This window comes from Roseateles sp. P5_D6 (genome assembly GCF_054049415.1).
Window position 1 is genome coordinate 1 of sequence record NZ_JBFUMK010000026.1, and the last position, 20,157, is coordinate 20,157.

Sequence of the window (20,157 nt, forward strand, 5' to 3'; positions counted from 1 at the left end):
GCGTGGGTCTGCTGGCATTCGGGCTGGCCGTGCTGATGCTTCGGGGGCGCCGCTCACAGCGTTGACTTGGCTGGCATGCAATCCGACATCGCACCGTAAAGGGCTGGGTCTTCACCGGCTCGTCGATCGTGGTGGTTCGCATGCTGGCGCAGACCAGAATCAATCTGTCTTCGGTTGGCCCTGCGACGCGGGGCATCTCATGGCGATGTTGGCGCAAAGTTCGAGGACCTCGCCGATGAGAGCAGCGCAGTGAGGCATGTGTGACGACATTCGCAGAGGCCAGTCCACGAACCACATGGGGCCCCTAACCAGTTAAGCTTGTGTGATGCCTTAGTTCTTAAGGAGTCGATGATGAAAGCTGAAACCCGCCGGCTTGTCCCTCGTCTGCCTCTTCTGATGGGCACGCTTTTCGCACTTGCGTTGGCGCCTGCCACGACGCACGCGGTGGTGGTGATAGACCAACCACAGTCGATGGGCTTCGGTGTGATGTACCCCTTCATGCCCGGGCAAACCTTCACCGCGGTTGGTACGCGCATCGACACCATTGGCGTCGAGTTGCGCAACATGAACAAGTCTCGGCCGGGAAGCCTTGTCTCTCTGAGCTTGTACGAGGGTGAGGGCAGCGGCGGCACATTGCTCGCATCCAGCAGCGTGGATGTGCGGGCCCTTCTTGGCGACACAGGCGGCGCGGCGCTGGTGGACTTCAACCTTGGAGCCGTGAAGTTGCAGCCAGGGCAAACGTATTCCTTTCAGCTCACTGCATCGGACGAACGCTTCGGGGTGTCCTACTACTCCGTACTCGGCGAAGACGCTTATCCAGGCGGTCACATGTTCAACGCCTTCGAAAGCGAGCCTCTAGGCGACCTGACGTTCAACGTCACCGCAGTTCCGGAGCCGGGCATTGCGGCGCTGCTGCTGATCGGCGGCGGCTGGCTCGCTGGTGTGCGGCTGCGCGCGGGGCGGCGGCGCTGATACGTGCATGCAGAGCCGGAGTGCGAACTGCGCCGCGTCTCTCACGCGCGCCTTCGACGTTGACCAACGATTCCGATCACGCCTAGCCCCATGGCCAACATAGGCCAGGTTTGCAACTCGGGGACAGGCGAACTAACGGCAAAGCGCACGTGTGCTCCTACTAGTTTGTCCGATTCTGCGGTCATACAAGTGAATGCTTGGCAGTTTGAATCTGGCGACGGTGTGAGCACATGCCCTGGAGAAAACGTATAGCTACCGGTAATGCGGATTTCATGACTACTTTCTGTTGATAAGTTGATTTGACGGCCATCGTCCCACCCAACAGCGCCGGCGCCAGACAATTTGTAGTTAATCTTTTGAAGAAAGGTTCCAGACGTAACATCAAAAATATCGAGTTGATAGTCGACGCTCCAATATGAGAATCGAAGTTGTATATCTTTCGGTTCAACAACCGAGAGGCCCGTCTCAATCAAAAGGGTGTAACGCTTGTCTGTCGGGTCCGCCGATTGAAAATAATTGCTCTCAATCGTGAAGGTGCCCATGTGGTGAGTGTCGGTTGCAAAATTTACGCCCCCAATGGGCCCCGCGCTGTAGCTGCTCACATAATCCAGATTGGTCGAATATTCGATCTCAAAGCCGTCGCCTGTCACTGTGGCGGCATTCGAAGCGAATGCGAAAACGGCTGCACAGACTGCCGTAATTAGCTTGTTAATCATTTGATATTCCATAGTTTGTATGCAACGCGGAATGCAGTTGCGCGGCCATTGGGCATGCATTCGCAGCTCACAAGCAATCCCTTGCTCTCAAGGGGAGGAACTTCGCTGTTCCGCCAAAACCCGAAGGGCGAGGCCGGAGTCTGGGCCTGCATGGCTCGCAGCCAACAGGCCACCGCGCCTGCGGTGAATTCGGTTGTCGCGGTAATCGAGCGCGACGCACTGAACAAGCCTGACGAGATGGACCGGCCGACCTCACGATGCGGGGCGTCGTTGGTCCAAGGGAACCATTCGGGAGGTGCGCCGCCGGTCGCCACAGTTCGGCAAAGAAAGAGCCCCCACAGGTCCCCGTTCACTCGTGATCAGCAGTCCAACCCGCGGCGATCTCGGCGCCTCATGAATTGCACGCCGGCCACTGAAGCCAGGCCCAGTAGCAGAAGCTGGTAGGAAGCAAGCTCCGGCACCGTCGAGACACCGAAATAGAGATCCGTCGCCGAAGGCGTGCCGAGCAGGATGGCGCTGCCGCCAGCGTAGTTCCCCTCACTCGACCAGTAGACGCCGTACCGCGCGGACGCCGCAGTGACTTCAAAGCTGTACGGCTGGCCACTCTGCACCGCGACGTTGCCGACGTTGAACTCGACGAGCCCTACCCAGCCTTGCAACGTGCCGATGCGCGAGTCGACGTTGACCGTTGAACTCCCCAGCACGGGGCCGTTGAAACCTTCTCCGGCATACAGATTCAAGGTCAGCGTCTTGTCCTGCGCCAGCTGGGAGTCAATGTTCATGTTGATCACCCACAGCGAGATGGTTCCGACGCTCGGCAGCGTGGGCGTAAACGACTGGCCGAACGGCTGGAAAGCCGCGATCTGGATCTGCCCCACCAAGGAATTCGGCGGGAGCAGCGGGATGGAGACATCTCTCTCGGCATACGCCGGAGCCATGACTGCCACCGTCGAAACGGCAAGGAGGAATTTCTTCAAGGCGGCCATGTCAATCTCCGAATTAAAGGCGAACCGGCAGAAGCCGCCGGCGCGACAGCAAGACCCGTGCGCCCAGCGTGCCGAGCAGCCAGGGGTCGGCTCAGGGATGGGGTAACCGTCAGCTCGAACGTGACCTTATTGCCGTGCAAAGGATAGTGGCCACCAAGATTGATGCCCTCCCTAATGTGGCGCGCGTGTGGCCGCTTGGCTGGCCCTTTGTCTCAGTGGCAACTCTCGCGGCACCTGTGCCAGTTCGTGGGCGTTTGGCTGGCGGTCGGCGCCTGCGAGAAGACAGGCTTGCGCGAGGGCTGACATCGACGCCAAGAAAAATGCCCCATCCGCTTGCGCGAATGAGGCTTGATTTGGCTCCCCGACCTGGGCTCGAACCAGGGACCTACGGACTAACAGGTGTATGTCCGATCCGTGAGCCCGCATGTCGGTCAGCGCGGGGTGCTCACACCTTCTTCACGAACTCCGACTTCAGGCCCATGGCGCCGATCCCATCGATCTTGCAGTCGATGTCGTGATCGCCATCCGTCAGCCGGATGTTCTTGACCTTGGTGCCGACCTTGACGACCAGGGACGAGCCCTTGATCTTTAGGTCCTTGATGACCGTCACGGTGTCGCCGTCCTGCAGTGCATTGCCCACCGCGTCGCGGATCACACGCACTTCGTCGGCGGCCGGAGCAGCTGCCTCGACCGACCACTCATGGCCGCATTCGGGGCAGACCAACTGCGCGCCGTCTTCGTAGGTGTAGGCGGATTGGCACTTGGGGCAGGCGGGCAGGGCGGACATGCAGGGGTTCGATGGGAAATGAATGGGAAGTCGGCATTGTCATGGGAGGGATTTGCTCTGCCCTCGAGGCATCGCATGAACCGCCTCACATGCTTTAGCGTGTTCCCTTGTGATTGGCTTCCCTTGAAAACCCGCGACGAAGCGCTCAGCAAGCACTGAGGGCTTGCCGGTGTTCGCTCGAAGGTTTGTTCAGGCGCGAGAGCGCGCGGGGATGACGCTGGAGCAGGTGGCTGTTGTGGCCGAGATCGAGGATGCCGCCAGCGTGCGGATGAGCCAGTACCAGCGGGGTGTGCACACCCCAAGGTTCAACATTGCGCAGAACCTGGCGAAGGCCTTGGACGTGCCTGTGGAGTACTTCTACTCGCCGGACGACCAGACGGCCGAGCTATTGCTGCGATGGCACGCGCTCTCAAAGGCGAAGAAGTGCCAACTCCTCAAGGCTCTCGAAGAATCGCTATAGGCCTCCCGGCCATAAGCGAAAAGCAACTTGGGTTCTATTGACCGCCGGCTTCACTGAGAGGCACCTCGTCTTCGACGTCGATCGCGCTCGGGGCCGGCTGGTCCGATTTCGGCAAAGAGACGCCCTTCTCGACCATAAATTCTCGTTCGAGTGAGATCAGCGTTTTTGTCCTTTCCTCGACAAACATTCGGTGATCATCAGCTTCAAGAGCCTTGATTGCAGTATCAGAGATGTAGTGAGAGGAAAGCACCATATCCCGTACCTGCGAATCCATCGTCAGAAGCCATGCCTTTGCTTGCCCTGGAGCTCCCATTGCAACATCAAATAAGCGATTGGCTGGGCTTGAACCGAGTGCACGCCGTGGAGTGCTGAATACTATCTGTAGTCCACAGTAGGGATGTTGATGCAGTCGCAATAGGGCGCACTTTGTCAGAGGGCGGGGCTTTCGCTATTTTATTTATTGAAGCCCGCATTCGACAAATAGTCGTCAAGCTTGACGAGTAAGTGTGTTATTACGTCGTCAATATGGCTGGCGAGTCGCAGCATATCTGTCGTCGCCTTCGTTCGGCCGAACACAATTGGATCGATATTGCCGTGGGCGACATCATTTCGACCTTCGGCAAGATCTTTCAGTGCAATGCGATGCCGAGGTGTGGGTAAACTGTCGCCATGAATATCAAACACCGCCCAGATTACATCAAAATGCTCTCCGCGAAGAGTTTTTCCATCAAGTGGAAGCAGATCTTCTGAAAAAACGGCAGCATCGGTTGCGGCGGTACTTTCGAAAATCTTTCTCTTAGTTTCCCATGACGCAGAGCGTCTTTGTGCTGCTATCGAAGCAAAGTGTGCGTCGCAGAGCAGAGTATGGAGGCTCGCGCGTATCTGATTAAGTGGAGGCGCTGCCGCAGTTATTTCTCTTACTGTTGCTTTTAAGGCATCACGAACTGTTCGTTCGAGCAGCGCGGCTAACCAGACGTAGGCTGCCGCTCTTTGCGCGGCTGCGCGCTCTTTCTGAGTTGAAATAGGAGACAGAGCTATCGAGTCAGCATGGACTATCTCACCTTGGATGCGGGTCAACTCTTTGCCCGCACTACCGAGTTCAGTTCCAAAGCGATGGCTCATGGCCTGAGTCAGCTAAACAGTTCAGCTGCTCGCTTATTTCGACCATCAAAGGCTGTTCGGGTGTTGGTCCCCTTCGTGCTGAACTTAATTAATTCCGAGTCATTCAACCAGCCGGCGGGCGGGGCTTTCAATTTCTTCTTGCTTTTCAATAAATGGCCGGCGCCAACCAGAATTGCCTCAAGCTGATTAAGTGGCGTGACTGAGTAGCCTTTTCTTAGAATCGGTCCGCCCGCGAGACCTAGTACACGCTCAACTACGGTCGAAAAAAGCGCGCGGCTAGCGGCAATATCAAGTTTCGGGCCTTGATCTTTCATGAAGGCATTGAGAAATGCCTTGACGTTCCCGTCATAGTTATCTCCATTATGCAGGTATGCGAAGAACTTGAGCACAAGCTCCTCCCGAGTGCCATCGCTTTGATGTACTTGTTGTAGCTTCACCAGTTTACGGAAGAGCGGCATCGAAGCGAGTTCGCGCAACAGCTCTGCAAATGGGCCTCGATAAATACATGCGCGTACTTCTTGCGGCGACAAAGATACGCCACCTTTATTTAGACGCTCAAACACTTCAAATCGAATTTCGGGGTCGCTCTTGTCGCTAAGAGCAGTTACCCGCAGGGAACGTTTTGTGAATTGAAGGCGAAGGGGCGTTGGTAATTCATCGAAAGTCAGCTCGTTGAACGAAGGCAGTTTTTTAAGCTCCGCTAATCTCAAGGGGCCTTTAACATCAAGCTCAGTCAGCATTTCGTCTGAGCCGGACATGAAGTGAATGAGAGTTGATAGTCTCTGCAAGCCATCAACGACCTCCCAAGTCCCATCGGGGTTCGACGCCACGTAAATGCTCGGCACGGGCAGCCCTAGAAATAGAGACTCGATCAAATAGGACTCATCTTCTAAGCTCCACCGGAACTTTCTTTGATATTCGGGTGCGCGTATTAGTTCACCGGCCTCGGCCATGCGGACTAATTCACCGAGCGTTAAGTCAAAATTGTCGACGTCCACTTGACGGCGCTGAGTATCTAGTTCCGATTGAAGTAGCGCAGCAGCTTTTGATTTCATAGATCCCTCAGTGCACTAGATGCCCGACAGTGTTGAAGTCCCGGCAGAATTTCCTACGGGGACGCAAGCGGGGTGTTGCAGCCCACAGAAGACATCATCCCCTGTGAACATCATGTCAAGTTTGTTGATGATAAAGAGGACTGGCGCGGACGTTGCGGGTAGGGCGGTAGGGTAATCCCAGTGTCCTGCGTGTCCTGCGCCTCGCGCGCTAGGGCATGCGTTGACCAGCGAATGTGCCTGACTCGATGATTCGACTAGTTGTTGCCAACGTGCCAAAGAAAAAGCCCCATCCGCTTTCGCGAATGAGGCTTGATTTGGCTCCCCGACCTGGGCTCGAACCAGGGACCTACGGATTAACAGTCCGGCGCTCTACCGACTGAGCTATCGAGGAATTGATCGGTATTTTTGCTTGCCGTGCGGTTGCGGCTCGCTGTTGTTGCAAAGGCTGGCGATGGGCCAGCCTTTGCGGGTTTTCTGTGGCTCCCCGACCTGGGCTCGAACCAGGGACCTACGGATTAACAGTCCGGCGCTCTACCGACTGAGCTATCGAGGAACAGAGCCCGTGACTATAGCAGTTCTTTCGGGGGCCTCAGAGCCGGACCTCGAGACTCGTGCGGAAAGTCCGCGGTGCGAGCGGGTAGAGGTAGCTGTGCTCGAACTGCCACGGCGACTCGCGCCAGGCACGGCGGTTGGTCAGGTTGTCGACGGCCACGCGCCAGATCCAGGTCTGGTTGCCCACGCCCTGCATGTAGCGCAGGCCCGCGTCGGCCACAGTCCAGGCCGGCACGGCGGTGCTGTTGTCGGGCGTCGCGAAGCGGCTGCCCTCATGGCGGATGCCGAGCTGGGCTTGCAGGCCGGGCAGCAGGTCCTGGTGCACATGGGCCTTGAGGGTCGTCTCCGGCACATTGGGCGGCTGCAGGCCGTTGAGGCTGGCGTCGGCGCTGCCTTGGCGGCGCGCCTGCAAGCGCATGGCGCTGGCGAACAGGCCGCCGCCGCTCCACTTCAGGTCGGCGCTGGCTTCGATGCCGCGATGGCGGGCATAGCCGTCGGCGCGGCGCTCGCAGCTGTTGTCGGCGCTGCATTCCGTGAAGCCGGGCAGCACGATGTCGCGCCACGCGGGGCGGCGGATGTCGAAGACGGTCAGCGAGCCTTCAACGCGCTGCGTGCCGGTCTTCAGGCCGATCTCCGTCTGACGGCTCTTCAGCGCTGGCAGTGCCTGGCCGGCATTGACGAAGCGCTTGCGGTTGGGCGCCACTTCGCTTTCGATGCCCTGGCCCCAGCTCGCGTAGACCAGCCAGTCGCTGGCGATGGCGTGGCTGAGCGCGATCCAGGGCGTGGTGACGCCCTGTGAGTAATCCGTTGCACGCGAGCCGTCCGTGCGCACGCTCTCGCGATGCAGGCGGGTATGGCGCAGGCCCAGCCAGGCGCTGGTGTCGGCGCTCAGCGCCACGCGGTCGCGCAGGTAGAGCTCGTTGCTGCGCTCGTCGCGGTTGGTGTTCTCGTCCGTCAGGTCGGGCGCGGCGGGCGTCACGGCGCTGCCGTCGACGTTGCCGGTGCCCGCGTAGTTGTAGGCCTGGCGCTGGAAGCGGCTCTTGAACTGGCTGCTCAGTCCACCGACGGTGAGGTCATGGCGCAGGCCGGCGAGCTGCACGGGGCCGCTGGCGGAGACGTCCAGCGCCGTCGTGTCGCGGTGCTCGTTCTCGCTGCGGAAGTCGTAGAGGTCGTAGCTGCCGTCCGGGCAGAAGCGGTCGGCGTAGTAGTCGCCATTGGCGTCGCTGCAGCCGTAGGCGTAGGCCAGGCGGTCGTCGGTGCGCAGGCGCTGGATGCCGAGGTGCGCCTGGGCGCGCCAGTCGTTGCCCAGCTTTTGCTGCACGCGCAGCGAGGCGTGCGTGTTGTCGAAGACGACGGGCAGGCTCCAGGGCTGGTTGTTCAGGTTCAGGTTGGGGTCGACGCTCTTGGCGTCGGGCAGGCGGTTGCCGAGCAGGCTGAAGCCCTGCTGGCTGGGCTGGCTCTGGCGGTTGAACTCGACCTCGGCCTCGACGAGGGTGTCGGGGCCGATGCGCCAGTCGGTGGCCAGCGCCGCGGTGTGCGAGCGGCCTTTGCTGTCGCGCAGCGTCGGGTCCAGGTGGGCCGCGGCGAGGTTGACGCGCACGCCGAACTCCCGGTTGGCGCCGAAGCGCTGCGAGTGGTCAACGCTCGCCTGCACCGAGCCGCCCTGGATGGCTTCCAACATCAGCGCCGTGCCGTCTTCAGCGAGCGGGCGCTTGACGACGAAGTTGACGATGCCGGCCGGCGAACTGGTGCCGGCCTGCATGCCGGAACTGCCCTTGAGCACCTCGATGCCCGACTTGTTGACCAGCGATAGCGCGGTCTCGCCCGTGATGGGCAGGCCGTCGCGGCGCAGGTTGAAGCGGTTGTCGAGGTCGAAGCCGCGGATCTTGAGCTGCGACCAGTAGCCGACGGCGTTGTAGGCGTCGGAGATGGAAGCGTCGAGCTTGGTGATGCCCGAGAGCTGCGTGATGCCGAGCTCCTCCAGTCGCTCGGCCGACAGGCTCAGCGCCTGCATCGGCAACTTGGCCGGCGGGTCGTTGAAGCCCGACAGGCTGGGCACGGCCTCGGTGGCCTTGCCGGTCACGCTGACCTGGGGCAGGGTTTGGGCCGAGGCGAGGCTGGTGGCGAGCAGCGCGGAGGCTGCGGCGAGGATGGAAAGAGAAATACGGTGGTTTGCCATCGAATTGCAAAGCGATGGCAGGTCGGCAAACGACAGAGCTCAGGGGCGGGAGACGAAGATTCGGCCTGGGCTTTCAGCGTGCTTCCCTGCGCGAGGATTACCTCAATCAGGTTCAAAGGGACTGTCTCAGTCGATGGCGCCAGGCCATCAACACCCCTAGCGAAGACGCGCCACACGGGGCGGCGCGCGGGTCGGATTCTATGGGTTACGGAGCGTTCCGGCCTTCGCGCTTGGCGACTTGGCCCGGCTCGCTGCAGATCTGCAGTGGTGATGCATGCAAGTCATGGCTTGCAAAGTTCTGATATTTATAGAAAATGCAAGCTATGACTGCCAATATTCGACTTCCCGCCGAACTTGGCGAACTGCTGCAGCAGCGGCGCGAAGCCCTGGGCCTGAGCAAGAAGGCCGTGGCCGAGCGGGCGGGGCGGGTGCGTGAAGTGATCTACCGCCTGGAGGGCGGCGAGGAGGCCTCCGTGTCGTCACTGTTCGACGTGCTGCGCTCTTTGAATCTGGCCATGCGCCTGGAGCCGGTGGGCCTGCCGACGATGGAGGAGGTGGCTGCGGCTTTCAACAAGGATGACGATGCTGCCTGAGCGCATCGCGCAGCTCGATGTGTCCATCGGGTCGCGCGTGGGTGCGGGCCAGTTGCTCAAGGCGTCAACCTACGAGTTCCGATACCTGGAGGCGGCGGCCGAGCAGCCCTCCGTCGCGCTGCTGATGCCGGCATCGGCCAGGCTCACCTGGACGGATGGCGACCTCTTCCCGCCCATGGATCAGAACCTGCCCGAGGGCGATCTGTTCATGCGCATCCGGGCGTTGTTCCCCAAGCAGCAGACAACGGCCATGCACATGCTCGCCCTCATCGGCGACAACGGCATCGGTCGCCTCGGCTATCGCATCCCCGGCGCTGATGCGCCGCAGGCCGCGGTGCCGCTGAGCAAGGAGGGCCTGCTCGGCACTGCCTACTCGCCCCAGGTGTTCAACGATCTGGTGGCAGCCTACCTGAGCACGGGCGCCGGCATTGCCGGCATGCAGCCGAAGATCATGGTGCCCGAGGTACGGATTGCGGTACCCATTCCGACGCTCATCGTGAAGGCAGCGAGCGAGGCCTATCCCGGCCTGGCGGCCAACGAATACCTGTGTCTGCGCGCGGCCAACCTGGCCGGTATCCAGACGTCGGTGTTTGACCTTTCGAATGACGGCCAGATGCTGGTGCTGGAACGCTTCGACGCCATCTCAAAAGCGGACGGCACGGTGGAGCGCCTCGGCTTCGAAGACATCGCAGCGCTGTCCGGCCAGCGCGTGCGCGACACACTCTCCGACCGCAAATACCACGGCAGCTACGAGCGCATCGCGGGGCTGCTGAGGCAGTTGCAGTTGCCCCAAGCCGACCTCGACCGCTTCTTCGAGCAGGTCGCCTTCTCCGTCATGGTCCGCAATGGCGACGCGCATCTGAAGAACTTTGGCCTGCTGTACCGCTCATCCAGCGACATCTGGCTGGCGCCGATGTTCGATGTCGTCACGACGGCCATCTACCGCTACACACAGTACGCCGGTGGCCCCGAGCTTGAGGACCGAACGCTGGCGCTCAAGCTCTTTGCTGGCACGCACACGACCAAGGCCTATCCGACGACGCAGGAACTGCTCGCCTTTGGCGCCAAGGTTTGCAATGTGAAGGCGCCGGCCACCATGCTTCAACGCCTGGCGCAGGGCATGCAGCAGGCGCTGCAGGAAGCGAAATCCGACGAACGCATCCCGCGTGAGCTGCTGTCGCGCATGCGGGAGGTCTGGGAGTCAGGGCTGGCCTATGGCGATGCCGAAACGGCAAAGCCGCGCAGGCCGCATTGAGGCTCTCGCCAGGCTTGCGCAATGGCGTCGCAGCAAGGCGCAAAGGTGAAGACAGTAGCAGCGCTACGGCTAGCCTTTGCAACGCCGCTGTGGCGTCATTTCGCAGGTCCGATGCCTTCAGTCGAAGACCGGTGACTCCACGCCCAATACCTTGTGCAGCTTGGGGCTCGTCGTCGTGTATTGCAGGTGGATGCGCTTGTCCGGAAACACATACGGCGCCGCGCCGAATGCCGCCAGCGCGGTCTCGTGGAAGCCGCTCAGGATGAGCTTTTTCTTGCCCGGGTAGGTGTTGACGTCGCCGACGGCAAAGATGCCCGGCACGCTGGTCTCGAACTTTTCGGTGTCGACGACGATCTGCTTGCGCTCCAGGGCCAGGCCCCATTCGGCGATGGGGCCGAGCTTGGGTGACAGGCCAAAGAAGGCCAGCACCTGGTCGCAGGGCACGACGCGCGTGATGCCATCGTTGCCGGTGATCTTGACGCCGGTCAGTTGCCCGTTCGCTTCGTCAATGCCGGTGGCCTGGCCGACGATGAACTGCATCTCCATTGCGTCGCAGAGTGCGCGCATCTTGGCCACGCTCGCCGGCGCGGCGCGGAACTCGTCGCGACGGTGCACGAGGATGACGCTCTCAGCCTTGTGCGGGTTGCCGTCGGGATTGGCGGCGCAGAAGTTCAGCGCCCAGTCCAGGGCCGAATCGCCGCCGCCGATGATGAGCAGGTTCTTGCCGGCGAACTGGTTCGGTGCCTTGACGCGGTAGTGGACCTGCGTGCCCTCGTAGGGCTCGACACCGTCGACCTTCAGCGTGCGCGGCTGAAAGCTTCCGACGCCGCCGGCGATGAAGACGGCCTTGGCCAGCAGCTGCGTGCCTTTGCTGGTCTCGATCAGAAAGCGGCCATCGTCCTGCTTTTGCACGACGGTGACTTCCTGGCCCAGGTGGAAGGTCGCRCCRAAGGGCTSGATCTGCYTGAGCAGGTTGTCGGTSAGCTCYTTGCCGGTGCACACGGGCACGGCCGGRATGTCGTARATSGGCTTGTCGGGGTAGAGCTCGATGCACTGGCCGCCGGGATAGGCCAGGCTGTCGATGATGTGCGCCTTGATCTCCAGCAGGCCGAGTTCGAAGACCTGGAACAGGCCTACCGGCCCGGCGCCGACGATGACGGCGTCTGTCTGAATCGCGTCGGGCCTGATCTGTACTGCCTGCATGAGGAGGGGGAAAAGTTCAGCGGATCAGCTCGGGCAGCTTGCCCGTCTTGTCTTTCCACTCATCGGCGTCCGGCAGCGCGGGCTTGCGCTTGGTGATGCTGGGCCAGCCCTTGGCGAGGTCGGCGTTGATCTTGATCATGTGGATCTGATCGCCGGGCACGTCCTCCTCGGGCAGGATCGCGTTGACGGGGCATTCGGGGATGCAGACCGCGCAATCGATGCACTCATCGGGGTCGATGGTGAGGAAGTTCGGGCCTTCGCGGAAGCAGTCGACCGGGCAGACGTCGACGCAGTCGGTGTATTTGCAGCGGATGCAGGCTTCGGTGACGACGTGGGTCATGAGCGGCTCTGGGAAGTAAGGGGCGCCCCGATGGGCAATGATTCGGGCGAAACGACGATTTTAAGGTCGGCGTGGTTTTGATCCTGCGCGCGGACGCTGCTGGCTCCTGTCCCGACCGTGACGACCGTGGGGCGGCCGCGGTGCAGCAGGGCCGCGTGGGCGAGGTCAGCCAGCGCGTGCTCGCTGGTGATGGCATCGGCACAGCCGGCACGGCTGACGACCAGCGTCGGCGTGTCCGGCGCCCAGCCGGCGGCCAGCAACTGGCGGCCAAGCGCGGCCAACTGGCGGCCGGCCATGTAGAAGACCTCGGTGTCGGCGCTTTGCGCGGCATGCAGTTCGCCGGCCTCGGTCATCGCCGTCGTCAGCGACACGCTGCGACCGCGGCCGCGGCGGGTCAGCGGGCGCTGCGCCTGGGCGGCGGCGGCAAGAGCCGCGGTCACGCCGGGCACCACTTCACTGGCGATGCCAGCTTCGGCCAGCGCGATGAGCTCTTCCTCCAGCCGGCCAAAGATGCTGGCGTCGCCACCCTTCAGCCGCACAACGAGAGCGTGCTCCCGCGCGGCCTTGACGAGCAGCGCATTGATCTCGGTCTGCTTGGCCGAATGCTCAAAGCCACGCTTGCCGACCGAGATCCACTTGGCTTGCGGCGCCAGGTCGCGCAGGGCCGGGTCGGCCAGCGCATCGGCCAGCACGACGTCGGCCTGCGACAGCGCCCGCGCGCCGCGCAGCGTGATCAGGTCGGCGGCGCCGGGGCCGGCGCTGACGAAGATCACACGACCTTGGCTCATCACCAGGCCTCTTCCGCCGGAGCGGCTTGCACGTCTACCAGCAGGGCACCACTGGTGCGGTGGCTGGCGGGGTCGACGACGATCAGTGCGCCGCCGACGCGGTTGTCCACGAAAGGCTCGACGGGCAGCTCGTGCTGCACTTCCATCTGCACACGGCCGATGGTGTTGACGGGCAGTTCGTGCGCGTCATGCGGCGTCAGCGTGTTGATGTCCAGCACCGAGTCGATGACCGAGATGCGCGCCTGCACCCAGCGGTTGCCGTGGCGCACCCAGTATTTGCGGCCTGGCTTGGCCGCTTCGGTGTCCAGCCAGGCCAGCGTTGCGGAGAAGTTCTTGGTGACCACTGCGCTGCCGGGCGTGACGATCCAGTCGCCGCGGCTGACGTCGAGCTGGCGGTCCAGCACCAGGCCAGCCGACTCGCCGGCTTCGGCGCTGGGCACGGTCTCGCCGGCCAGGCGGACTTCGGACACGACGGCCGTTTGCTTCGACGGCAGCACCTCGATGGTGTCGCCCGCCTTGACGGCACCGTGGGCGATGCGACCCCACAGCACGCGTGGCTGCACGCCGGTGCCCTTGGATTGGTAGGCGTCCTTCTGCACGTATTGCACGGGCAGGCTCAGCGGCGCGTCGGCGCGCTCGCTCAGCGTGGGCAGGCGCTCCAGCACCTGCAGCAGGCTCTCGCCGTTCCACCAGGGCGCATCCAGCGGCTGGGTGACGTTGTCACCGCGCAGCGCGCTCACCGGCACGGTGGCAGCCACGTTCAGGCCAGCGGCGGCAGCGAACTTGTCCAGCGCGGCTTTGACCTTGGCGAAGCCTTCGGCGGGATCGTCCAGCGCGTCGATCTTGTTGATGGCGAAGACGATGCTCGGCACGCGCAGCAACTGGGCCAGCAGCGAGTGGCGGCGCGTCTGCGGCAGCAGCACCACCTCGTCCTGCGTCAGGTCCAGTTTGGTGATGTCCACCAGCACGACGGCGGCATCGCTGCCGGCGGCAGCCGTGACCATGTTGCGGGTGTACTGCTCATGGCCGGGGGCGTCGGCAATGATGAACTTGCGCGTCTTGGTCGCGAAGTAGCGGTAGGCCACGTCGATGGTGATGCCCTGCTCGCGCTCGGCCTCGAGGCCGTCGGTCAGCAGGCTCAGGTCGATGGGGCGGCCGGCGGCGCGGCGCTCCAGCGTGTCGAGCTGGTCGGCCAGGATGGCCTGGCCGTCGAACAGCAGGCGGCCGATCAGCGTGGACTTGCCGTCGTCAACGGAGCCCGCCGTGAGGAATCGCAGCGCCTTCATCGCGCGGCCCGCCCGGCCGCCCGAAGGGCCGCGACGCCCCCTCGGGGGGCAGTGAACAAAGTGAACGTGGGGGCGGTCATTAAAAGTACCCTTCCTTCTTGCGCTTCTCCATGGAAGCTTCACTGGTGCGGTCGTCCATGCGCGTGGCGCCGCGCTCACTCACGGTGACGGTCAGCGTCTCGGCCACGACCTCGCTCGCGTTGGCGGCSGGGCTCTCGACCGGGCAGGTGCAGGTCATGTCGCCGACGGTGCGGAAACGCACGGTGGCGGTCTCGACGGTTTCGCCTTCTTCCGGCGGCGTCACCTCGGTCAGCGGCACCAGCAGGCCCTTGCGGCGGATGACCTGGCGCTCGTGCGCGAAGTACATCTGCGGCAGCGGGATGTTCTCGCGGGCGATGTAGAGCCACACGTCCAGCTCGGTCCAGTTGCTGATGGGGAAGCAGCGGAAGTGCTCGCCCGGGCGGATGCGCGTGTTGAACAGCGTCCACAGCTCGGGGCGTTGCTCCTTGGGCTGCCATTGGCCGAAGCTGTCGCGGTGGCTGAAGATGCGCTCCTTGGCGCGSGCYTTYTCCTCGTCGCGGCGSGCGCCGCCGATCAGGCAGTCGAACTTGTGCTCCTCGATGGTCTCCAGCAGGGTGACCGTCTGGTGGCCGTTGCGGCTTTCCAGCGGGTGGGAGAGCCGAATCGTGCCTTTGGCCATCGAGTCTTCGAGGTGACCAACAACCAGGCGCTCGCCCATGTCGGCGACGCGCTGGTCACGGAAGGTGATGACTTCGGGGAAGTTGTGGCCGGTGTCGATGTGCACCAGCGGGAAGGGCAGGCTGCCCGAGTAGCCACTCGGGTGAGCCGCGTTCTTCATCTTGAAGGCCTTCTCGGCCAGGCGCAGCACGACGCAGCTGTCCTTGCCGCCCGARAASAGCAGGGCMGGGCGCTCRAAGSYSGCGGCYACYTCGCGCAGGATGAAGATGGYTTCCTCTTCCAGCGCATCSAGATGGGCGTGGTCGACGTCGGCGATGAGTTGTTCGGGTTTCACAGCAGCATTCATGATTTGGCGTGCAGGCCGCATTCCTTGGTGGAGTCTTCCCACCACCAGCGGCCCGCTCTGAAGTCTTCACCGACCGCAATGGCGCGCGTGCAGGGTGCGCAGCCGATCGAGGGCATGAAGTGGTCATGCAGCGGGTTGTACGGAACCTCGTATTTTTGAACATACGCCCAGACCTCGGCCCAGGTCCAGTCGGCGATGGGGCTGATCTTGCGGCGGTTGTTGCCGTCGTCCTCGTCAAAGGCCACGTCACCGCGGGCACCGCTCTGCTCGCGGCGCAGGCCGGTGATCCAGGCTGAACGGCCCTTCAGCATGCGGCCCAGCGGCTCCATCTTGCGCAGGCCGCAGCAGGCTTTGCGCAGCTCGATGCTCTTGTACATCGCCTCCTCGCCCTCCTTGCGGACGAACTGGATGACGGCGTCGGCCGCCGGCTTGAAGACCTCGACCTCGCGGCCATAGCGTTCCCGGATGCGCGGGATCAGCGCCAGCGTCTCGGCGTGCAGCTTGCCCGTGTCCAGCGTGGCGATGGCGATGGGCAGCTGGGTGCGGGCGATCAGGTCGGTGATGACCATGTCCTCCACGCCCAGGCTGCTGCTCTGCACGAGGCTGTCGCCATGCTCAATGCTGGCGTCACGCAAGCGCTGCAGGGCGGCCTCGATCTTGGCGTCCAGCGCCGGCGTCCATTTGGCGTAGAGGCCAATCGCATTGCCGGCCGCAGGCGCAGCGGCCCAGGGCAGGCTGCTCACTTCGTCGCTCACGCCGCGCTCCGCTGGAACCAAGGGCGGGTCTCGCTGACGTCGCCTTGATAGAAGCCGACGGGCGCAAACAGGTCCAGCGCCTTCTGCGCGGCAGCCTGCGACTGGTCGCCGCGCATGACAGCCTCATCGAAGCCGGTGCGGGCCAGCAACTGCATCATGTCGACGAGCACTTCGCCGCGGGCGCGGATGGCGCCCTTGAACTTGAAGCGGCTGCGCAGGATATGGGCCTGGCTGTAGGCGCGGCCGTCGGTCCACTTCGGGAAGTCGAGCACGACGACGGCGATGCGGTCCAGGTCGGGAGCGAGCTGGTTGATGTCGGCATCGTTCGGGAACTCGATGGCGACCGGCGTGTTGGTGGGCCAGCGCGTCTTCACGGCATGCCATTGCTCAAGCGAGAGCAGGCGGTTGGGCGCCGGATCGGGATCGGGCTTGGGGCCGTCTTCGCCGATGGCGTGCTTCCATTGGCAGGTGGTGGCGTTGATGAACTTCATATCGATCAGGCCTTCGCGGTCGAGACGCGAACGGCGTTGGCCGCCGTCTTGAAGGGGTCAAGGCCCAGGCGCTTCACCGCGTTGACGAAGTGTTCTCCAGCCAAGCGCTCGCGCTTGAAGGTGTCGATGACGGCATCGATGGCGTCGGCGATCTCGTCGGCCGCAAAGCTCGGGCCGATGACCTTGCCGGCCACCGTCGTGCCCGACAGCACGGTGCCGTCGCTGCCACCCAGCGTCAGCTGGTACCACTCGGTGCCGTCCTTGTCGACGCCGAGGATGCCGATGTGGCCGCTGTGGTGGTGGCCGCAGCTATTGATGCAGCCGCTGATGTGCAGGTCGATCTCGCCGAGGTCTTCGAGCTCATCCTGGTCTTGATAACGCTCGGCGATTTCGGCGGCCAGCGGCAGCGAGCGGGCGTTGGCCAGCGMGCAGAARTCACCGCCGGGGCAGGCGATCTGGTCGGTCAGCAAGCGGGCGTTGGGCGTGGCGAAACCGGCGGCGCGGGCGGCCTGGAAGAGCTCGGGCAGGTCAGACGCCTTCACCCAGGGCAGCACGAGGTTCTGGCGGTGCGTCACGCGCAGCTCGCCATGGCTGAACTGGTCGGCCAGCGCCGCGGCGGTGTCCATCACGTCAGCGCTGGTGTCGCCCGGCGCGATGCCGACGCGCTTGAGGCTGAGCGTGACGGCGCGGTAGCCGGCGACGCGGTGGCCGTCGACATTGCGCGCCAGCCAGCGTGCGAAAGCCGGGTCGCTGGTGTCGAGCACGGGCTCGGCGGCGGGCGCCACGCCTTGCGGGTCGACGAAGCAGGCCGCCACGCGGTCCAGTTCGGCCTGGGGAATGATGTGCTCGTGGCCGCCATTGTCGTCGGCCAGGATGCGGCGGTACTCTTCGTTGACGGCGTCGAAGAACTTCTGGCCCTCGGCCTTGACGAGGATCTTGATGCGGGCCTTGTAGAGGTTGTCGCGCCGGCCGGCCAGGTTGTAGCAGCGCACGATGGCCTCGATGTAGACGAGGATCTGCTGCCAAGGCACGAAGGCGTTGATCTCCACACCCGGGATGGGCGTGCGGCCCATGCCGCCGCCGACCAAGACCTGGAAGCCGACCTCGCCGGCCTCGTTCTTCTTCAGCTGCAGGCCGATGTCATGCCAGCCGATGGCCGCGCGGTCTTCGGCAGCGCCGCTGACGGCGATCTTGAACTTGCGCGGCAGGTGGGCGAACTCGGGGTGCAGGGTGCTCCACTGGCGCAGGATCTCGCAGTAGGGGCGGGCATCGACGATGTCATCCGGCGCGATGCCGACGAAGGCGTCGCTGGTGATGTTGCGGATGCAATTGCCGCTGGTCTGGATGCCGTGCATGTCGACCTCGGCCAGCAGCTCCATCACCGTGGCGCTGTCCACCAGCGGGATCCAGTTGTATTGCAGGTTCTGGCGCGTCGTGAAGTGGCCGTAACCGCCCTGGCCGGCAAACGGGCCGTCGGGCTGGCGGTCGTACTCGCGGGCGATCTTGGCGAGCTGGCGCAGCTGGCGCGACGACAGCTCGCCATAGGGCACGGCCACGCGCAGCATGGGCGCATGGCGCTGGATGTACCAGCCGTTTTGCAGGCGCAGCGCGCGGAACTCGTCGGTGCCCAGGGTGCCGGCGAGGTGGCGCTCGAGCTGGTCGCGGTATTGCGCGGCGCGGGCGTGGACGAAGCGGCGGTCGAAGTCGGTGTACTGATACATGGTTAGTGGATGACCTTCCAGCCGGCCATCAGAAGAGAAACGCAGAGCAGGCTGCGCACGACGCCGTCGGGCAGCCGACGGGTCAATTGGGCGCCCAGCCAGATGCCAGGTAAAGAGCCGATGAGCAGCGGCACCAGTAGCGTCCAGTTGACGTTGCCCAGCGTGGCGTGGCCGATGCCGGCGACCAGCGTCAACGGTACGGCATGGGCAATATCGGTGCCGACGATGTCGCGGGCCTGCATGCGCGGGTAGATCAGCAGGATCAGTGTCGCGCCGATGGCGCCGGCGCCAATGGAAGACAGTGATACCAGCACGCCCAGCACCGCGCCGCTGAGGATGGTCAGCGCCGGCTTGCGGGCTTCGGGAATCCAGCGCTCCAGCCGAAGGCCCAGCGCCAGCCAGCTCTTCTTGAAGGCGACGACGACGGCCGTCAGCAACAGCGCGATGCCCAGCGAAAAGGTCAGCGCCGAGGCCCAGCCCTTGGTGACGCCAGTCAGGTGCATCAACGCCACGGTGGCCAAGGACGCAGGGATGGAGCCGGTCAGCAGGCGGCGGGTGATGGCCCAGTGCACATGGCCATGCCGGGCGTGGGCCACGGAGCCGCTCATCTTGGTCAGCGCGGCAAACCACAGGTCGGTGCCGATGGCGACTGCAGGGTGGAGTTTGAAGACGGACAGCAGCAGCGGCGTCATCAGCGAGCCGCCGCCCACGCCGGTGATCCCGACGATGAGGCCGACTCCCAATCCGCTTGCAATCGCAATTCCGTCCAGCACGCTGTCCCCTGGGGCGGCCCATGCCACCCGAGGGCGCGACTCTAAGCAATGTTGCGGTGCGGAAGAACTACAGAATTTTTGGGGCTATATGCCCATGCCGAATAAGCAACTTCAGTTTGTGGCGAGAAGCCGCAGTGCGGCGACCTGCTCCAGGATGCGCGGCGGCACGGTTTCGCGGCCCTCCAACATGGCGCGGATGAGGGCGGCGTTCTCGGCTGGCGTGCAGCCTGGCGACAGCGGCCAGTCCAGATCCGCCGTGTCGGCCGGATGCAAGGGCGCGGTGTCGCCGTCCTGGAAGCCGATCAGATGGGCCTTGCGGCGCAGATGGGCATAGGCCTCGCCCTCGCTGGCGCGCATCAACAGCGCCCGGCCACCGCCGGCGGTCAGTGTGGGCAGGGCGTGGCTCATGCTGTCGAGGTATTCCGGATGCGTCACCGCGACGACACGCACACCGCGGCCGACCGGGAAGGGGTCGAGCAGCTTGGCCAGGCTGTGGGAGCTGTTGCGCACGCCCAGGCGCGGGCGCAAGGCCATCAAGCTGTTCAAGCCAGGGTTGAGCATCTGCAAAGGCAGGACGGCCAATCTGTCGCCTGCCAGCCGCGTCTGGGCATCGGTCAGCGAGGGGCTGGCGTGCAGCCCCAGGGCGCCCAGCAACTCGAAGGGGCTGTGGCGGCTGTCGAAGTCGTGCCGTCCGAAGATCAGCACCGGCACGCCCTCGCGGGCCAGCAGCAGCGCGACCAGCGGCATCAGATTGGCCTGCTTGCGGGCACCGTTGAAGCTGGGCAGCAGCACGGTGCGCGGGCCGTCGGGGGCGGCCAGGCGGGCCGTTCGTGCCTGCATTGCGGCCAGGAACCCAGCCACCTCGTCGGCGCTCTCGCCCTTCACGCGCAGCGCGATCAACATGGCGCCCAGCTCCATGTCGGGCACCTTGCCGTCGAGCATCTCACCGAAGAGCGCTTCAGCCTGCTCGCGATTCAGATCGCGCGCACCTCGGGCGCCGCGGCCCATTTCCTTGATCAATGAGGCGTAGTCCATGGCCGCAGTGTAGGAAGAGCCATGAGAAAGGGCCGCACGAGGC

At 63.7% G+C, this 20,157-nt stretch carries 21 protein-coding genes, 2 tRNA genes and 1 riboswitch; of the genes, 4 read left to right on the forward strand and 19 right to left on the reverse strand.

The genetic code is table 11. The annotated features are described in order from the left end of the window. Nucleotides 1-351 precede the first annotated feature (351 nt). Nucleotides 352-972 (forward strand): PEP-CTERM sorting domain-containing protein, encoded by a 621-nt coding sequence (locus tag ACXJKM_RS26085; RefSeq protein ID WP_457356113.1) that lies wholly within the window; start codon nt 352-354, stop codon nt 970-972. Nucleotides 973-1,013: 41 nt separating this feature from the next. Here ACXJKM_RS26085 and ACXJKM_RS26090 read toward each other — a convergent pair whose 3' ends face one another. From ACXJKM_RS26090 to ACXJKM_RS26100, 3 genes are all read right to left on the reverse strand, one after another. Then, nucleotides 1,014-1,688 carry a hypothetical protein gene (locus ACXJKM_RS26090; RefSeq protein WP_457325493.1) on the reverse strand — a complete coding sequence of 225 codons (675 nt, stop codon included), beginning with the start codon at nt 1,686-1,688 and terminating at the stop codon, nt 1,014-1,016. 359 nt (nt 1,689-2,047) lie between these two features. Beyond that, a complete protein-coding gene (locus ACXJKM_RS26095; protein ID WP_056194817.1) occupies nt 2,048-2,674 on the reverse strand; it encodes a hypothetical protein in 627 nt (208 codons plus the stop codon). Nucleotides 2,675-3,119: 445 nt separating this feature from the next. Then, on the reverse strand, nt 3,120-3,461 hold the full coding sequence (locus ACXJKM_RS26100; protein WP_457356114.1) for a zinc ribbon domain-containing protein YjdM: 342 nt from the start codon (nt 3,459-3,461) through the stop codon (nt 3,120-3,122). 163 nt (nt 3,462-3,624) lie between these two features. Between ACXJKM_RS26100 and ACXJKM_RS26105 the strand changes: the two genes are divergently transcribed. Beyond that, complete coding sequence (locus tag ACXJKM_RS26105; RefSeq protein ID WP_457356115.1) at nt 3,625-3,921, forward strand: helix-turn-helix domain-containing protein; 297 nt, start codon at nt 3,625-3,627, stop codon at nt 3,919-3,921. 34 nt (nt 3,922-3,955) lie between these two features. Here ACXJKM_RS26105 and ACXJKM_RS26110 read toward each other — a convergent pair whose 3' ends face one another. From ACXJKM_RS26110 to ACXJKM_RS26135, 6 genes are all read right to left on the reverse strand, one after another. After that, on the reverse strand, nt 3,956-4,195 hold the full coding sequence (locus ACXJKM_RS26110) for a hypothetical protein (protein WP_457356116.1): 240 nt from the start codon (nt 4,193-4,195) through the stop codon (nt 3,956-3,958). A 179-nt stretch (nt 4,196-4,374) separates the two neighbouring features. After that, nucleotides 4,375-5,043, reverse strand: coding sequence for an MAE_28990/MAE_18760 family HEPN-like nuclease (locus ACXJKM_RS26115; protein ID WP_457356117.1), 669 nt, complete (start codon nt 5,041-5,043; stop codon nt 4,375-4,377). 8 nt (nt 5,044-5,051) lie between these two features. Continuing rightward, nucleotides 5,052-6,098 carry a DUF262 domain-containing protein gene (locus ACXJKM_RS26120; protein ID WP_457356118.1) on the reverse strand — a complete coding sequence of 349 codons (1,047 nt, stop codon included), beginning with the start codon at nt 6,096-6,098 and terminating at the stop codon, nt 5,052-5,054. Nucleotides 6,099-6,413: 315 nt separating this feature from the next. Further along, nucleotides 6,414-6,489: transfer RNA gene (locus ACXJKM_RS26125), tRNA-Asn, on the reverse strand. A gap of 86 nt (nt 6,490-6,575) precedes the next feature. Further along, a tRNA-Asn gene (locus tag ACXJKM_RS26130) sits at nt 6,576-6,651 on the reverse strand. Nucleotides 6,652-6,687: 36 nt separating this feature from the next. Continuing rightward, complete coding sequence (locus tag ACXJKM_RS26135) at nt 6,688-8,829, reverse strand: TonB-dependent siderophore receptor (protein ID WP_457356119.1); 2,142 nt, start codon at nt 8,827-8,829, stop codon at nt 6,688-6,690. A 66-nt stretch (nt 8,830-8,895) separates the two neighbouring features. After that, nucleotides 8,896-8,997: riboswitch (TPP riboswitch) on the reverse strand. Between the two features lie 155 nt (nt 8,998-9,152). Between ACXJKM_RS26135 and ACXJKM_RS26140 the strand changes: the two genes are divergently transcribed. Continuing rightward, nucleotides 9,153-9,422 (forward strand): helix-turn-helix domain-containing protein, encoded by a 270-nt coding sequence (locus ACXJKM_RS26140; RefSeq protein WP_056194829.1) that lies wholly within the window; start codon nt 9,153-9,155, stop codon nt 9,420-9,422. Next, on the forward strand, nt 9,406-10,677 hold the full coding sequence (locus tag ACXJKM_RS26145; RefSeq protein WP_457356120.1) for a type II toxin-antitoxin system HipA family toxin: 1,272 nt from the start codon (nt 9,406-9,408) through the stop codon (nt 10,675-10,677). Before ACXJKM_RS26140 ends, ACXJKM_RS26145 begins: the two co-directional genes overlap by 17 nt. Nucleotides 10,678-10,794: 117 nt before the next feature. Here the strand turns inward: ACXJKM_RS26145 and ACXJKM_RS26150 are convergent, their stop codons facing one another. The 10 genes from ACXJKM_RS26150 to ybiB all read right to left on the reverse strand — a co-directional run bounded on the left by ACXJKM_RS26150 (nt 10,795) and on the right by ybiB (nt 20,114). After that, nucleotides 10,795-11,880, reverse strand: coding sequence for an NAD(P)/FAD-dependent oxidoreductase (locus tag ACXJKM_RS26150; protein ID WP_457356121.1), 1,086 nt, complete (start codon nt 11,878-11,880; stop codon nt 10,795-10,797). A 16-nt stretch (nt 11,881-11,896) separates the two neighbouring features. After that, nucleotides 11,897-12,220: a ferredoxin FdxA gene (gene fdxA, locus ACXJKM_RS26155; protein WP_056194839.1), complete on the reverse strand. Its 324-nt coding sequence runs from the start codon at nt 12,218-12,220 to the stop codon at nt 11,897-11,899. Beyond that, nucleotides 12,217-13,008 (reverse strand): uroporphyrinogen-III C-methyltransferase, encoded by a 792-nt coding sequence (cobA, locus tag ACXJKM_RS26160; protein ID WP_457356122.1) that lies wholly within the window; start codon nt 13,006-13,008, stop codon nt 12,217-12,219. The genes fdxA and cobA overlap by 4 nt, the downstream gene beginning before the upstream one ends. Next, entirely contained in the window at nt 13,008-14,294 is a 1,287-nt protein-coding gene (locus tag ACXJKM_RS26165) for a sulfate adenylyltransferase subunit 1 (protein WP_457356123.1), read from the reverse strand. Before ACXJKM_RS26165 ends, cobA begins: the two co-directional genes overlap by 1 nt. A gap of 79 nt (nt 14,295-14,373) precedes the next feature. Next, nucleotides 14,374-15,339, reverse strand: coding sequence for a sulfate adenylyltransferase subunit CysD (gene cysD, locus ACXJKM_RS26170; RefSeq protein ID WP_457356124.1), 966 nt, complete (start codon nt 15,337-15,339; stop codon nt 14,374-14,376). Next, the gene (locus ACXJKM_RS26175) at nt 15,336-16,094 is read right to left on the reverse strand and encodes a phosphoadenylyl-sulfate reductase (protein ID WP_457356125.1); all 759 of its coding nucleotides are present in this window, start codon (nt 16,092-16,094) and stop codon (nt 15,336-15,338) included. The genes cysD and ACXJKM_RS26175 overlap by 4 nt, the downstream gene beginning before the upstream one ends. Further along, on the reverse strand, nt 16,091-16,585 hold the full coding sequence (locus ACXJKM_RS26180) for a DUF934 domain-containing protein (protein WP_457356126.1): 495 nt from the start codon (nt 16,583-16,585) through the stop codon (nt 16,091-16,093). Before ACXJKM_RS26180 ends, ACXJKM_RS26175 begins: the two co-directional genes overlap by 4 nt. 5 nt (nt 16,586-16,590) lie before the next feature. Further along, nucleotides 16,591-18,306 (reverse strand): nitrite/sulfite reductase, encoded by a 1,716-nt coding sequence (locus ACXJKM_RS26185; RefSeq protein WP_457356127.1) that lies wholly within the window; start codon nt 18,304-18,306, stop codon nt 16,591-16,593. 2 nt (nt 18,307-18,308) lie between these two features. Continuing rightward, on the reverse strand, nt 18,309-19,076 hold the full coding sequence (locus tag ACXJKM_RS26190) for a sulfite exporter TauE/SafE family protein (protein ID WP_457356162.1): 768 nt from the start codon (nt 19,074-19,076) through the stop codon (nt 18,309-18,311). Nucleotides 19,077-19,190: 114 nt separating this feature from the next. After that, nucleotides 19,191-20,114, reverse strand: a complete 924-nt coding sequence (gene ybiB, locus ACXJKM_RS26195; protein WP_457356128.1) for a DNA-binding protein YbiB — start codon at nt 20,112-20,114, stop codon at nt 19,191-19,193. Between the last annotated feature and the right edge of the window lie 43 nt (nt 20,115-20,157).

Excerpts from the sequence above, each read along its gene's own strand:
- ACXJKM_RS26115 (WP_457356117.1), bottom strand. The coding sequence starts at position 5,043 with ATGAGCCATCGCTTTGGAACTGAACTCGGTAGTGCGGGCAAAGAGTTG.
- ACXJKM_RS26090 (WP_457325493.1), bottom strand. The coding sequence starts at position 1,688 with ATGATTAACAAGCTAATTACGGCAGTCTGTGCAGCCGTTTTCGCATTC.
- fdxA (WP_056194839.1), bottom strand. The coding sequence starts at position 12,220 with ATGACCCACGTCGTCACCGAAGCCTGCATCCGCTGCAAATACACCGAC.
- ACXJKM_RS26110 (WP_457356116.1), bottom strand. The coding sequence starts at position 4,195 with ATGGATTCGCAGGTACGGGATATGGTGCTTTCCTCTCACTACATCTCT.
- ACXJKM_RS26180 (WP_457356126.1), bottom strand. The coding sequence starts at position 16,585 with ATGAAGTTCATCAACGCCACCACCTGCCAATGGAAGCACGCCATCGGC.
- ybiB (WP_457356128.1), bottom strand. The coding sequence starts at position 20,114 with ATGGACTACGCCTCATTGATCAAGGAAATGGGCCGCGGCGCCCGAGGT.
- ACXJKM_RS26095 (WP_056194817.1), bottom strand. The coding sequence starts at position 2,674 with ATGGCCGCCTTGAAGAAATTCCTCCTTGCCGTTTCGACGGTGGCAGTC.
- ACXJKM_RS26120 (WP_457356118.1), bottom strand. The coding sequence starts at position 6,098 with ATGAAATCAAAAGCTGCTGCGCTACTTCAATCGGAACTAGATACTCAG.
- cobA (WP_457356122.1), bottom strand. The coding sequence starts at position 13,008 with ATGAGCCAAGGTCGTGTGATCTTCGTCAGCGCCGGCCCCGGCGCCGCC.
- ACXJKM_RS26085 (WP_457356113.1), top strand. The coding sequence starts at position 352 with ATGAAAGCTGAAACCCGCCGGCTTGTCCCTCGTCTGCCTCTTCTGATG.
- ACXJKM_RS26140 (WP_056194829.1), top strand. The coding sequence starts at position 9,153 with ATGACTGCCAATATTCGACTTCCCGCCGAACTTGGCGAACTGCTGCAG.
- ACXJKM_RS26100 (WP_457356114.1), bottom strand. The coding sequence starts at position 3,461 with ATGTCCGCCCTGCCCGCCTGCCCCAAGTGCCAATCCGCCTACACCTAC.
- ACXJKM_RS26145 (WP_457356120.1), top strand. The coding sequence starts at position 9,406 with ATGACGATGCTGCCTGAGCGCATCGCGCAGCTCGATGTGTCCATCGGG.
- ACXJKM_RS26165 (WP_457356123.1), bottom strand. The coding sequence starts at position 14,294 with ATGAAGGCGCTGCGATTCCTCACGGCGGGCTCCGTTGACGACGGCAAG.
- ACXJKM_RS26135 (WP_457356119.1), bottom strand. The coding sequence starts at position 8,829 with ATGGCAAACCACCGTATTTCTCTTTCCATCCTCGCCGCAGCCTCCGCG.